This is a genomic window from Bradyrhizobium sp. USDA 4504, from assembly GCF_054063995.1.
This window is the reverse complement of sequence record NZ_JBSSGV010000001.1, coordinates 5,566,090-5,578,585: the sequence shown is the minus strand read 5'-3', so window position 1 is coordinate 5,578,585 and position 12,496 is coordinate 5,566,090. Positions and strand designations below refer to the sequence as shown.

The window sequence follows — 12,496 nt, the reverse complement described above, 5'->3', positions numbered from 1 at the left end:
TAGCCTGCGTTGAATAATTTCATCAAGCGAATTAAGAAGCGCAATATGAACGAACAGCCAGAGCCGTTGAGACGTGCTTCGAGCCTGGCCCGCGGATCGAACCCCGGCCGTCTCGTCGAGGTACTGCGACGCCAGGGGCCGTTGCCGCGGGTCGAGCTCGCACGCAGCACGGGCCTGAGCTTCCCCGCCATTTCGGCCATCACGTCGAAGCTGATGGCGGAGGACCTGCTGTGCGAAGCCGAGACAGATGCGGCGACGCTGTGGCCCGACGACGCCGACGAAGAGGACGCGGATGGTGGCCGTCGCCGCGGCCGGCCAGCAGTCCTGCTGACCCTGAATCCCGAATTTGGCCGCATCATCGCGGTCTCGCTGCGCATGAATCTGGTCGAGACACTGATCGCCGATTTCAGCGGCTCCGCCCTCGCGCAATCGCGACTTGAACTGGCGACGCGCGCGCTCGATGCAAGCGCACTATGCGAGCTCGTGATCGCACAGATCGACGCCATGCTTGAGGCGACCGCCACGCCGCGACATCGCTTGCTCGGAATCGGAATAGCGCTGCAGGGCATCGTCGACGGCGATACCGGCCGGCATCTTTGGAGCCCGGCGCTGTCGATCACCGACGTCGATCTTGCCAAGCCGATCCACCAGGCGTTCGCTGTCGAAGTCGTGATGGCGAACGACGCGGTCGCGGTCGCGCTGTCCCTCGCTGCCGCCGAACCGGCACTGGCGCAGGGCCTCACGGCCACGATCATGGTGGGCCACGGTGTCGGCATGGGCATCATTGTCGACGGTGAAGCGCGCTGGGGTGCCGGCGCTGGCAGTGAGATCGGTCATGTCAAATTGGCGCTGAACGGCCCGCAATGCCGCTGCGGTCAGCGCGGCTGCATCGAGGCCCATCTTGCCGACTATGCGCTTTACCGCGATGCCCGCACCTTTCTCGACCTGCCGCCGGCGGCGTCGCAGCAACCGTCCGAGGCGCAGATGGCTCTGTTGCGCGATCGGGCGCGGAGCGGCGATTCCCGTCTCGAGCACTTGTTCCAGCAGGCGGGTCACGCGCTTGCCGAAGCGGTCGCCACGACGATATCGGTGCTGCGCCCGCATCACGTCATCCTCGCAGGTCCTGGCCTGCAGGCATTCGACATGATGCGCGGTGCCTATGAGGAGAGGCTCGACCAGGCGGTGCTGCCGTGGCTGCTCAAGTCCACGGCGATATATGTGCGTCCAAGCGAGTCGGCGACCATCGTCGACGGCATGGTGCGGCGGACGCTGCGGGTCGTGGACCGCAGCCTCATGGAGACTACCGAGTGACCTCGGAATCTGTGGCCCCTTTGCCTGAGCCGCAGCAACGCAATCGACGCCCTTCAGGCGCCAAAATCGAGAGGATGCCAATGCAGGGCGCCATCTATCCAAGTCTCAAGGACCGGACCGTACTGATCACCGGCGGCGGTTCCGGCATCGGCGAGGCGATCGTCCGCCGGTTCATCGGCCAGGGCGCGCAGGTCGGATTCATCGATATCGATCTGACGTCGTCGGAGCAGCTACTGTCCGATCTCGGGGCACAAGCCCGCGTGCACTTCGAACATGCCGATCTGCGCGACATCGGTGCGCTGCGGCGCGCGGTCGCCGGCATCCGCGAGGCGCTCGGGCCGGTCACCATCCTGGTCAACAATGCGGCCCGCGATGATCGTCACGCGATCGAGGACGTCACACCGGAATTCTGGGACGAGCGGATCGCCGTCAACCTGAAGCACCAGTTCTTCAGCGCTCAGGCGGTCGCGCCGGACATGAAGCAGGCAGGGGGCGGTTCGATCGTCAACATCGGCTCGGTGAGCTGGGTGATCGGCCAGGGCAACATGCCCTGCTACACAACGGCCAAATCAGCCGTTCAGGGCCTCACCCGGGCGCTAGCCCGCGATCTCGGGCCGCACAACATACGGGTCAATTCCATCCTGCCCGGATGGATCATGACCCAGCGGCAGCAGGATCTGTGGTTGACGTCTGAAGGCGTGGCCGAACTGATGCAGCGCCAATGCCTCAAGCGCAAGCTCGTGCCTGATGATATCGCCCGCGTCGTGCTGTTCTTCGCCGCCGATGACAGCGGTGCCTGCACCAACCAGAGCCACATCGTTGATGGTGGCTGGGTCTAGCGCTTCAGGTAATCCGGCAAGGTAAACCCGTCATAGAAGCGGTCGGACAGGATCGTGGTCTTGAACGTCTGTGATTTGTAGCCGGCGACGATGTCCTGCGCCCACGGCGAGCCCGCATTGGCCTGCTTCACCGCGACCACATTGATATAGGGCGTTGTCATCTTCTCCAGGGCGAATGCATTGGTCAGCTTCAAGCCGCTGTAGATCGCGAAGTTGCCCTGGATGGCGGCGAAATCAACGTCATCGAGCGCGCGCGGCGCCTGTGCCGCTTCCAGCGGCACGATCTTGATGCCGCCGGGGTTCTTGATCACGTCGAGTTCGCTGACATCGACCGGCTTGGAGTCGCGAATCTCGACGAGGCCGAGATCGCGCAGGATCCAGAGCGCACGCTGCAGATTGACGGGATCGTTGGGCACGGCCACGGTCGAACCGGGCTTGATCGGCGAGCCGACCGGGTGCTTCTTCGAGTAAAGCCCCATCGGGGGCGTCGGGACGTGGACGATGCCGACGAGGTCGGTTTGCTGCCGCTCGTTGTACGAGTTCAGGAAGATCGTGTGCTGCATGACGTTGGCGTCGATCTCGCCCTTGAACACTGCATTATTGGCTTCCAGCCCGGTCGAAAACTCGACATAGCGGATACGGTAGCCCTTCTTCTCGAGTTCCGGCGCGACGCCAACCTTGAATTCGTCGATGTAGGGGCCCGGCACGAAGCCGACTTTCAGATCGGATTTGGCTGATGTCTCCGCGTGCAGGGCGGCGCCGGTCAGAGCACCGAGAATGAGCAGGGTCGAAACGAGCAGGACGCGCGCAGTGGTCATTGAACTCTCAAATCCTCAGGCTGTGGGCAAATAGCGATCCGGCCGACGCGGGGTCGGCGGTTTCGATCACGTCAGGCGATCGCCTTGATCGATCCGGAAAACACGCTTTGCGGCCGGCTCAGTCCGTAATGGTCACGCAGCGTCGTGCCGCTGTACTCGTCGCGGAACAGGCCGCGCTTGCGCAGGATCGGCACGACCTGCTCGGCGAAGATATCGAACCCGCCGGGTAGCCAGGGCGGCATCACGTTGAAGCCGTCGGCCGCGCCATTGTCGAACCAAGTCTGGATGTTGTCGGCGATCTTCTCCGGCGGGCCCGCGATCACCCAGTGGCCGCGCGCCCCGGCGAGACGCTGCACGAGCTGGCGGATGGTCGGCTGCTCGCGATCGACGATGTCGACCACGAGCTTGAAACGGCTGGCGACCCCGCGGGCGCTGCCGGTGTCGATCAGGTGGCGCGGAAAGGGACCGTCGAGGTCGAAGCCGGAGAGGTCGAGCCCGATCATCTGGCGAAGTTGGGTCAACGAGTATTCCGGCTGGATCAGCTCGTTAAACTCGTCCTGCAACAGGTCGGCTTCGGCCTGCGTGCTAGCGATGAACGGACTGATGCCCGGCAGGATCCTGACCTGATCGGGGCTGCGGTCGAACGCGCGTGCCTGCCGCTTGATGTCCGCATAAAACTCCTGGGCGCTCGCCAGCGTCTGATGCGCGGTGAAGATCGCTTCGGCATAGCGCGCGGCAAAGGCGCGTCCGTCATCAGACGAACCCGCCTGGACATAGACCGGCCGTCCCTGCGGCGTCCGCGAGATGTTGAGCGGGCCGCGTACCCGGAAGTGCTTTCCGACGTGATCGATCGGATGGATCTTTCCCGTATCGGCGAAAATGCCGGATGCGGGGTCGTTCACCACGGCGTCGTCTTCCCAGCTGTCCCACAGCCGCGTGATGACATCGATATATTCCCGCGCCCGCTCGTAGCGTTCGTGGTGAGGTGGATGCTCGGGCAAGCCAAAGTTCTGCGCCGCCTGTGCCGTGCTGGTCGTGACGATGTTCCAGCCGGCCCGGCCGCCGCTGAGGTGATCGAGTGACGCGAACAGGCGGGCCAGATTATAAGGCTCGGTATAGGTCGTCGACGCGGTCGCGATCAGGCCGATCCGTTTCGTGGCGACGGCGATCGCGGCCAGCCAGGTGATCGGCTCGAACCGGAAGCGTTGTGCGTAGCGAACATTGTCGGCGAGCGCGGGACCGTCGGCGAAGAAGATCGCGTCGAATTTCTGCGCCTCGGCACGCTGCGCCAGCTCCTGGTAATAGCTGACGTCAAGGATGCGATCCGCCGCAGACCCCTGGTAGCGCCACGCCGCCTCGTGATGGCCGCCGGGATAAATAAAGAGGTTAAGGGAAAGCTGTCGTTTGCTCATCTCGGATCTCGTGAGTTTTGCTGATTATTATTGGTGGGACGGCGCCTTGTGCGCAAACGCGAAGCGCAGGTAGCGCTCCAGCTTCAAACCTTCGGGCGTGCGCTGTTCTTCGACAAGGCGCGCGAAGGTGCGGCGCACCAGTTCGCGCTCGTGAGGGGTGAACGCTTCGAGGAAATTTCCGAATGCGCTCGCTTCCGACCACTGCAGCAGCGATGCCGCATCGTCGTGGATATCGATCAGCGCGCGCAGCTCGCTGCGGTAGCCGGCGAAGCCGTGTGCCGCGAACAGCGATTTGAGCTCCTCGTCGGTCGATCCGAGCACCGGGTTCGAGTCCTGGCGATCGCCGGCAAGACCCGCCTCGATGATGGCGCGACGAAGCAGCAGGCGCGACTGGTGCGGCCTGGACGGATCCTGCACATTCAATCCGAGGCGGCCGCCGGGCTTGAGCACGCGCCGGACCTCCCGCAGCGCGCGATCCTTGTCGGAGATCCAATGGAAGACGCTATTGAGATAGACTGCGTCGAACTGCGCGTCGTCGAAGCGCGACAGTTCTTCGGCGCGCCCGGTGGCGAACTGGAGGTTATCCCCCTGCCGAAGGCGCGCAATTTCGATGCGGCCGGCAAGTGGATCGATACCGATCACGCGGCCGTCCGGACCGACCAGTCCGGCGACGAATTCCGCAAGCCGGCCGGTTCCCGTCCCGATGTCGAGCACGTGCTCGCCGGTCTTGATGGCGAGCGGCCCGATCAGGAACTTGCCGTGGCGAAATTGAACGAGTCCCGCTTCATCATAGGAGCGGGCGAGCTCCGGGGTATCGTGTTCAAGGCTGATGTTGCCGGCAGTTCGCGGCATTTCGAGAGATCCATCGTTGCTCGCCGCGCGTCGACGTCAGGCGCGTGCGCTGCGTCAGACTCTATGTCGGCGGCGGTGAAATGAATTTGCGTTGTTGCGCGGCAAGCGAGCATGAACGTGACGAGTTCGTCGTTCACCGGAGATGACTGCGATCGCGCCGATCCCGGCGACGTATGATTTGGGAAGTTCTCCCGATCGATCGCGCCGATCCCGCACGTCGCAATGCACATGAGATGATCGGTCAGGCGGCGATCATCGCAAATATTTCAATGCCCGCGTTGTCCACGACGCGAACATTGCCTGCTATCAAAAACAAAGCTGGTTTCGTTTCATTGACTGAATGTCGATCGCTTTTACGATTTGTAACGTCAAAGCGAGGTGGTCATTCATGCCGCAATCCGATCCCGACAGCGTCGCCCGCGAGGCCCTCCGGCTGATCGGGGTCGACCCACAGAACTGGGTGCCTGATCGCGACGGAATCGATCACAACGTCGTCGTGGTCGGCGGTGGCCAGTCCGGCGCGGCCTTCGCGTTTGCGTTTCGGCGCGCCGGGATCGGCAAGGTCTCGGTGATCGACGCCGCCGCCGACGCCAGCAATGCCGGCGTGTGGCTGACGAGCGCGCGAATGCACAAGCTTCGCACTCCGAAGACGCTTCCAGGTCCGGAGCTCGGTCTGCCCGGTCTCGGTTTCCAAGCATGGTATGAAACGCGCCATGGCGCGGCGGCCTTCGACGCGCTCGATCGGATTCCGCGGCTCGACTGGGCGGCCTATCTCGACTGGTATCGCCGCGTGACAGGCGCCGGCATTCGTTACGGTACGCGGCTGCTCCGCATCGAGCCCGCAGCCGATCATTTGCGGTTACATCTGGAGCGGAGCAGGGTCACGACCATCGAGACCACGCGCAAGCTGGTGCTCGCAACCGGCTTTGCGGGTAGCGGGGGCGCTTATGTCCCCGACGCGCTGCGTGTCCTGCCGAAACGATTCCGTGCGCATACATCGGAGAAGATCGATTTCAGGACGCTGCGAGGTCTTTCCGTTGCGGTGATCGGGAGTGCTGCGTCGGCCTTCGATGCGGCGGCCGCAGCCCTTGAGGCCGGAGCGCGTGATGTTCATCTGTTTGCACGCCGGGAAACCTTGGCCGCGTTGCCGGTCATTCGGATCCGCGGCTACCCGGGAGCCTATGACAACTATGGCAGCTTGCCCGACGCGGTGCGCTGGCATCAAGCGATTCGGTTCAGGCAGGCTGGGTCGACCCCGCCGCCGGATGCGATCTCGCGCGCGGTAGCCTTCCCCAATTTTCATCTGCACCTGGGCGCACCCTGGACCTCGGCGCAATTGAAGGGGGTGCGGCCGGTCGCCATCACTCCGCAGGGCGAGTTCGCGTTCGATTTCGCGATTGCGGGAACTGGCTATTCCGTCGATCTGGGCGCGCAGTCAGAGCTCGGCGATTTCGCCGACGAAATCCTGCTGTGGCGAGATCGCTTCGTGCCGCCTGACGACGAAAAGGACGATCGCCTGGCGGCCTATCCTTATCTCGGGTCCGGGCACGAGTATCTGGAGAAAGTTCCGGGCCGCGCGCCGTATCTGAAGGACATTCACGTCTTCAACCCGGCAGCATTTGTCAGCTTCGGCCTGCCGATCGGCGACGTTCCAAGCTTCAAGCGCGACATTCCGGGGATCACGGCCAGGGTCAGCCGCGATCTGTTCCTGGCCGACCTTGCATCTCACGAGGCGCGCATCAACGGAGAGATCGCGGAGGATTTCACCGCCGAGCTCTATGCACCGGCTGTCTGGCGACCGCCGCAGCCCGTCGCGGCGGAATAGCGAGGATCACGACCACATCATTGATCTCCGCCGTCGTTTCCGCGACCGGCGCATGGCGGAGCCTTGTCCAGGGGATCGCGGCGACGAGACCAACATCATGAGCAAGACGACCACCATCGACAACGTCATTCCGCGCGCCGACATCGTCAAGCGTGCCGCCCGGCTTGGTGCCGAGATCAAGAATGTGAAGCTGTCGGGTGACCTTCCCGACGCGGTCATCCGTGCTGTCAACCAGGTGCTGCTCGAGCACAAGGTGATCTTCTTCCGCGACCAGGAGCACCTCGACGACGCCGAGCAGGAGCGCTTCGCGGTTAGGCTCGGCAAACTGGTGCCGCATCCGACCATCGGCCCGAGCAAGGGTACGTCGTCGATCCTCGAGCTGGACTCGGGGCGTGGTGGCGGCCGCGCGGACCAATGGCATAGCGACGTCACGTTCGTCGATGCCTATCCGAAGATCTCGGTGCTGCGCGGTGTGGTGATCCCGCCCTATGGCGGTGACACCGTCTGGTCCAACACGGCGGGCCGCCTATCTCGATCTGCCTCCGCCGTTGCGCAAGCTCGCCGACGAGCTCTGGGCGGTTCACAGCAATGCCTATGATTACGCGGTGAAGTCTCGCGCCACCGACGCCGACAGAAAGCATTTCGACGAGGTATTCACCGGGACGATCTATGAGACCGAGCATCCGGTCGTGCGCGTCCATCCCGAAACGGGCGAGCACACGCTGGTGCTCGGCAATTTCGTCCAGCGCTTTGTCGGCCTGCCGAAATATGACGGCCAGAAGCTGTTCGATCTGTTCCAGTCCCACATCACGGCTCCGGAGAATACCGTGCGCTGGAGCTGGCGGGCCGGAGACGTCGCGATCTGGGACAATCGCGCGACCCAGCACTACGCCGTCAATGACTACGGCGATCAGCATCGTGTGGTGCGCCGCGCCACCATCGACGGCGAGGTTCCGGTCAGCGTCGACGGCCGCCACAGCGTGACGCGGATCAAATCGCCGAAGCCGCAAGCGGCGAAGGCAGCCTGAGCATGTCGCCTATTGGAGCAACACAATGAATGCCATCATTCGAATTCTGCGCGCGCGGCGAGCCGCTGCGCGCCGGGCGGCGCGATTGCTGCTGGCCGGCGTCTTTGCGTTGGGCCTGATCGCTTCGGCCTTCGCCGAGCCACCGCTCGATAAGACCGAGATCCGTTATCAAGGCTGGGCCGGGCAGGTGACGTTCACCGAGCTCGCCGAGGACCTCGGCTACCTCGCGCCGCTCAAGCTCAAATGGGTCGGCAACACCATCAGCGGGCCGCAGGACATTCAGACCGTCGTCACCGGCGACATCGACGTCGGCGGCGCTTTCTATGGTGCGATCATCAAGCTGATCGCGGCCAAGGCGCCGATCAAGGCGGTGGTCGGCTACTACGGTTCCGACTCCAATACCTACTACGGCTACTTTGTGAAGGACGACAGTCCGATCAAGACGGCCCGCGACCTGATCGGCAAGAAGGTCGCGGTCAATACGCTTGGCGCTCATCTGGAGTTCGTGCTGCGTGAGTATCTGGCGCGCAACGGCCTTAGCGCCGGCGAGGCCAAGCAGGTGACATTGGTGGCGGTCCCACCCGTCACCGGCGAGCAGGCGCTGCGGCAAGGGCAGGTCGAGGTGAGCGCGCTCAGCGGCGTGTTGCGCGACAAGGCGCTGGAGCGTGGCGGGATCCGCTCGCTCTTCAACGATACCGATCTGTTCGGACAGTTCACCGGCGGTGCCTATGTGCTGCGGGAGAAGTTCATCAAGGACAATCCGAACACCGCCCGCAAGCTGGTTGAGGGGATCTCGCGCGCCATCCAGTGGGCGCAGACGACGCCGCCCGATGAAGTGCGGGCCCGCTTCGACCGGATCATTGCGGAGCGCAAGCGCAACGAGGATGCCTCCTCGATCAAGTACTGGAAGAGCACCGGCGTCGCGTCCAAGGGCGGCGTGATCTCGGATGCCGAGCTGCAGGTCTGGGTCGACTGGCTGGTCAAGGATGGCCTGCTCAAACCGGGCCAGATCAAGGCCTCGGACACCTACACCAACGAGTTCAACTATTTCCGTCCCGGAAAGACGGCGGAGGCGCGATGACGTCGGTCAAGATCAGCTTTGACAAGGTCCGCAAGGAGTTCGTCACGCGAGGCGAAGGGGGCCGGCCGGCGGGCTATTTCACCGCGCTCGAGGACATCACGTTCGACGTCCGCGCCGGCGAATTCCTCGCCCTGGTCGGTCCAAGCGGTTGCGGCAAGTCGACATTGCTCGATCTGCTCGGCGGGCTCGCGACGCCGACCAGCGGCCGCATTCTGCTCGACGGCCGGCCGATCGTCGGACCCGGACGCGACCGCGGCGTCGTGTTCCAGCAGTACGCGCTGTTTCCGTGGCGCACGGCCGCGCAGAATGTGGAGTTCGGGCTCGATATCGCCGGCCTCAAGCCGAAACAACGCGGTGAGATCGCGCGGCACTTCCTCGACTTGGTCGGGTTATCGGGTTTTGCTGACCGTTATCCGCATGAACTCTCCGGCGGCATGAAGCAGCGCGTCGCGATCGCGCGCAGCCTTGCCTATGATCCGGAGGTGCTGCTGATGGACGAGCCGTTCGCTGCGCTCGATGCCCAGACGCGCGAAACGTTGCAGGGCGAGCTGCTGCGGATCTGGCGGGCCACCGGCAAGACCATCATCTTCATCACCCACGGCATCGACGAGGCGGTCGTGCTCGGTCAGCGCGTGGCGGTCATGACGTCCCGTCCGGGGCGGATCAAGGAGATTGTCGACATCCCCGCGGCCTTGCGCAGCGAAGCCGAGGATGTGCGCTCGCTGCCGGAATTCGGCCGCGTGCGCCATGAGATCTGGAGCCTGCTCCGCGAGGAAGTGCAGAAAGCGCAGCTGGGGCAATCGGCGGGCAGGGTCAGCGCAGGCCGTGTCGAGCGTGAAGTAAAGGAAGTCGCTCATGTCTAGCCTGGAGATGCTGACATTGCTGGAGCTCGCGCATGGACGGCGAGACGAGCAAGCGGTGGCGGCGCGGTCACCGCTAGTGAGCGCGGTCCGCGCCGCGACCCGCGGTCTGGTAGCTTTCGGACGCCGCTCCCTGCTGCTGATCGCCCTTCTGGCGATCTGGGAGGCCGCGCCGAGGCTCGGCTTGATCGACGCGGTGTTTCTGCCGCCATTCTTTGATGTCATCGCCGCAGGCTGGCAGCTCGCGCAAACCGGCGAGCTCTATGACGACGCCTCCGCGAGCCTGCTCCGCGCCCTGAGCGGGTTTCTGGTGTCGGTCGTGTTGTTCGTCCCGCTCGGGCTGGCCGTCGGCTGGTACACAAGGCTCGGCGATCTGCTGAACCAGTTCATCGAGATTTGCCGCAATACCGCGCCGCTCGCGCTGTTGCCGGCGTTCATCCTGCTGCTTGGCATCGGCGAGCTCTCGAAGGTCACGATGGTGGTCTATAGCTGCGCATGGCCGCTCCTGCTCAACACCATCGCCGCGGTGAAGCAGGTCGATCCGCTCTTGATCAAGTCGGCGCGGACCATGGGCGCGACCCCGCAGCAGCTGTTCCGCAAGGTGATCCTTCCGGCGGCGCTTCCGACGATCTTTGTCGGCATTCGCCTCGCCAGTGCGTCAGCCATGCTGGTGCTGGTCGCATCCGAGATGGTCGGCGCCAAGGCCGGTCTCGGCTATCTCATCATCAACAGCCAGTACAGCTTCCTGATCCCGCAGATGTATTTCGGCATAATCGGGATCACCGTGATCGGGTTGGCATTCAATGCGGTCCTGGAGGCGTTGGAACGGCGCTTGATGCGATGGAAGGCACAGGTTGCGGCGTGATGAGATCGTGGTTCAGGCGCCGCTCGGGCTGTTTCGTGCGGTGGCCTGCGTCACAATGCTGTTCGGCGGCACGTCCTTGGTCAGCCAGACGTTGCCGCCGATGGTCGACCCGCGGCCGATCGTGATCCGGCCGAGTATGGTTGCGCCGGCGTAGATCACGACGTCATCCTCGACGATCGGATGGCGGGCGTCGCCCTTGATCACATGGCCCTCGTCGTCGGTCGGGAAATGCCGCGCGCCGAGCGTGACCGCCTGATAGATCCGGACGTTGTTGCCGATGATGGCGGTTTCGCCGATCACGACGCCGGTTCCGTGATCGATGAAGAATCCGGAGCCGATCCGGGCGCCGGGATGGATATCGATGCCGGTCCTTGTGTGGGCGATCTCCGACATCAGGCGAGCCACCAGCCGCGCGCCGATCTGGTAGAGCAGATGCGCAAGGCGATGGTGGATGATGGCGGCCATCCCCGGATAGCCGATCAGGATCTCGGGAAAATTCTGCGCCGCCGGATCTCCAACGAATGCCGCCCGCAGATCGTTGATCAGAAGTCCGCGGACCGACGGCAGTTGGGTCGCGAATGCGCGTGTCAGCTCGATCGCCTCTTCGTGCCCAAAGCCCGGCTCCAGCTCGTCGCCAACGAACAGCGCGCTGCGATGGATCTGCGCGCTGAGCGAATCCAATGCTGTGCTCAGCGTATTGCCGACGAAATAGTCGATGTTCTCGCCGTCGAGGTCCGATTGGCCGTAGTGGCGCGGAAACAGCGCCTCGGTGAGGCCGTCGAGGATCGCCTCCAGCGCGTCCCGCGAGGGCGCGCGGCGTGCCTCGCCGTCGCGCCGGATGCTATGGGTCTCCTCGCGGGAGGTGCGCAGCTCGGCCACGATCCGGTCGAGCTGCCAGCGGCCCGGTGGTCTGCTGACCGCGCCGGCCGTTGACGGAGGCGATGCTGGCGGCAATTCGCGTTTCATGCTGCACCCTTTCTCTGTTCTAACGGACATGCGCCAGAGGAATGCTGACTTCGGCCAATAGGTCGAGATCGGCCTCGTGATCGATCTGGACATACTGTCCATTCCAGTAAGTGAGGCCGGACAGCCGATGCGACAATTCCATGCTGGCGAGGCGGCCCACGATGATGCCATGGGAATGCCGCTCGATGATCTCCTCGACCTGGCATTCGATCATCGCAAGCGACCGCTGCAGCAACGGCACGCCCGAGGCTCCATGGGTCCAATCGGTGCCCTCGAAGCGTTCCCTGCCTTTCAGCCGGCCATTGCTGAAGCGCTCGGCCAGGGCCTGCTGGTCGGAGCCGAGGATGTTGACGCCGAACAGCCGATGGCGGGCGATCGGTGCGAAGGACGATGCCTGCCGGTTGATGCTGACCAGCAGCCGGGGTGGGCTGGCGCTGAGCGACGTCAGCGAGGTCACCGTCATGCCGGTGATGTCCTCACCCTGTCCTGCGGTGATGATGCAAACGCCGCCCGGGAGGCGGCGCATGACAAGGCGAAATTGACGCTCGATCTCGTGGTCGGCGTCCACAAGATGAATATCCGGCTTGCTCATCGGGATTCTCCCTTGCTTTGCCTCGCCGGATTGGACCTCGCCAGAGC

At 64.0% G+C, this 12,496-nt stretch carries 11 protein-coding genes and 1 pseudogene; 7 read left to right on the top strand and 5 right to left on the bottom strand.

The annotated features are described in order from the left end of the window. Positions 1 to 45 precede the first annotated feature (45 nt). Positions 46 to 1,311 carry an ROK family protein gene (locus ACVMB1_RS26225; protein WP_141340366.1) on the top strand — a complete coding sequence of 422 codons (1,266 nt, stop codon included), beginning with the start codon at positions 46 to 48 and terminating at the stop codon, positions 1,309 to 1,311. An 80-nt stretch (positions 1,312 to 1,391) separates the two neighbouring features. Then, complete coding sequence (locus tag ACVMB1_RS26220) at positions 1,392 to 2,150, top strand: SDR family NAD(P)-dependent oxidoreductase (RefSeq protein WP_141340367.1); 759 nt, start codon at positions 1,392 to 1,394, stop codon at positions 2,148 to 2,150. On the opposite strand, the gene ACVMB1_RS26215 is transcribed toward ACVMB1_RS26220, so the two are convergent. From ACVMB1_RS26215 to ACVMB1_RS26205, 3 genes are all read right to left on the bottom strand, one after another. After that, positions 2,147 to 2,968 (bottom strand): MetQ/NlpA family ABC transporter substrate-binding protein, encoded by an 822-nt coding sequence (locus ACVMB1_RS26215; protein ID WP_141340368.1) that lies wholly within the window; start codon positions 2,966 to 2,968, stop codon positions 2,147 to 2,149. The genes ACVMB1_RS26220 and ACVMB1_RS26215 overlap by 4 nt on opposite strands. Before the next feature lie 71 nt (positions 2,969 to 3,039). Beyond that, complete coding sequence (locus ACVMB1_RS26210) at positions 3,040 to 4,380, bottom strand: LLM class flavin-dependent oxidoreductase (RefSeq protein WP_253638781.1); 1,341 nt, start codon at positions 4,378 to 4,380, stop codon at positions 3,040 to 3,042. Between the two features lie 27 nt (positions 4,381 to 4,407). Continuing rightward, positions 4,408 to 5,232, bottom strand: a complete 825-nt coding sequence (locus tag ACVMB1_RS26205) for a class I SAM-dependent methyltransferase (RefSeq protein ID WP_057017431.1) — start codon at positions 5,230 to 5,232, stop codon at positions 4,408 to 4,410. Between the two features lie 388 nt (positions 5,233 to 5,620). On the opposite strand from ACVMB1_RS26205, the gene ACVMB1_RS26200 reads away from it, so the two are divergent. From ACVMB1_RS26200 to ACVMB1_RS26180, 5 genes and pseudogenes are all read left to right on the top strand, one after another. Next, positions 5,621 to 7,057: an FAD-dependent oxidoreductase gene (locus tag ACVMB1_RS26200; RefSeq protein ID WP_253638782.1), complete on the top strand. Its 1,437-nt coding sequence runs from the start codon at positions 5,621 to 5,623 to the stop codon at positions 7,055 to 7,057. Between the two features lie 97 nt (positions 7,058 to 7,154). Continuing rightward, positions 7,155 to 8,085: pseudogene (locus tag ACVMB1_RS26195) on the top strand (TauD/TfdA dioxygenase family protein). A 25-nt stretch (positions 8,086 to 8,110) separates the two neighbouring features. Beyond that, positions 8,111 to 9,166, top strand: a complete 1,056-nt coding sequence (locus tag ACVMB1_RS26190; protein ID WP_076826947.1) for an ABC transporter substrate-binding protein — start codon at positions 8,111 to 8,113, stop codon at positions 9,164 to 9,166. Next, complete coding sequence (locus ACVMB1_RS26185) at positions 9,163 to 10,029, top strand: ABC transporter ATP-binding protein (protein ID WP_141340373.1); 867 nt, start codon at positions 9,163 to 9,165, stop codon at positions 10,027 to 10,029. Before ACVMB1_RS26190 ends, ACVMB1_RS26185 begins: the two co-directional genes overlap by 4 nt. Beyond that, entirely contained in the window at positions 10,022 to 10,891 is an 870-nt protein-coding gene (locus tag ACVMB1_RS26180; protein ID WP_200844439.1) for an ABC transporter permease, read from the top strand. The genes ACVMB1_RS26185 and ACVMB1_RS26180 overlap by 8 nt, the downstream gene beginning before the upstream one ends. A 12-nt stretch (positions 10,892 to 10,903) precedes the next feature. Here ACVMB1_RS26180 and epsC read toward each other — a convergent pair whose 3' ends face one another. Together epsC and ACVMB1_RS26170 are read right to left on the bottom strand one after the other, a co-directional pair. After that, positions 10,904 to 11,857: a serine O-acetyltransferase EpsC gene (epsC, locus tag ACVMB1_RS26175; RefSeq protein WP_141340374.1), complete on the bottom strand. Its 954-nt coding sequence runs from the start codon at positions 11,855 to 11,857 to the stop codon at positions 10,904 to 10,906. Positions 11,858 to 11,876: 19 nt separating this feature from the next. Continuing rightward, the gene (locus ACVMB1_RS26170) at positions 11,877 to 12,449 is read right to left on the bottom strand and encodes a flavin reductase family protein (RefSeq protein ID WP_057017437.1); all 573 of its coding nucleotides are present in this window, start codon (positions 12,447 to 12,449) and stop codon (positions 11,877 to 11,879) included. Positions 12,450 to 12,496: the final 47 nt, after the last annotated feature.

What these genes read in the sequence shown, in the direction of transcription:
- ACVMB1_RS26205 (WP_057017431.1), bottom strand. Translation starts at nt 5,232, where the DNA reads ATGCCGCGAACTGCCGGCAACATCAGCCTTGAACACGATACCCCGGAG.
- epsC (WP_141340374.1), bottom strand. Translation starts at nt 11,857, where the DNA reads ATGAAACGCGAATTGCCGCCAGCATCGCCTCCGTCAACGGCCGGCGCG.
- ACVMB1_RS26215 (WP_141340368.1), bottom strand. Translation starts at nt 2,968, where the DNA reads ATGACCACTGCGCGCGTCCTGCTCGTTTCGACCCTGCTCATTCTCGGT.
- ACVMB1_RS26220 (WP_141340367.1), top strand. Translation starts at nt 1,392, where the DNA reads ATGCAGGGCGCCATCTATCCAAGTCTCAAGGACCGGACCGTACTGATC.
- ACVMB1_RS26170 (WP_057017437.1), bottom strand. Translation starts at nt 12,449, where the DNA reads ATGAGCAAGCCGGATATTCATCTTGTGGACGCCGACCACGAGATCGAG.
- ACVMB1_RS26190 (WP_076826947.1), top strand. Translation starts at nt 8,111, where the DNA reads ATGAATGCCATCATTCGAATTCTGCGCGCGCGGCGAGCCGCTGCGCGC.
- ACVMB1_RS26200 (WP_253638782.1), top strand. Translation starts at nt 5,621, where the DNA reads ATGCCGCAATCCGATCCCGACAGCGTCGCCCGCGAGGCCCTCCGGCTG.
- ACVMB1_RS26180 (WP_200844439.1), top strand. Translation starts at nt 10,022, where the DNA reads ATGTCTAGCCTGGAGATGCTGACATTGCTGGAGCTCGCGCATGGACGG.
- ACVMB1_RS26185 (WP_141340373.1), top strand. Translation starts at nt 9,163, where the DNA reads ATGACGTCGGTCAAGATCAGCTTTGACAAGGTCCGCAAGGAGTTCGTC.
- ACVMB1_RS26225 (WP_141340366.1), top strand. Translation starts at nt 46, where the DNA reads ATGAACGAACAGCCAGAGCCGTTGAGACGTGCTTCGAGCCTGGCCCGC.
- ACVMB1_RS26210 (WP_253638781.1), bottom strand. Translation starts at nt 4,380, where the DNA reads ATGAGCAAACGACAGCTTTCCCTTAACCTCTTTATTTATCCCGGCGGC.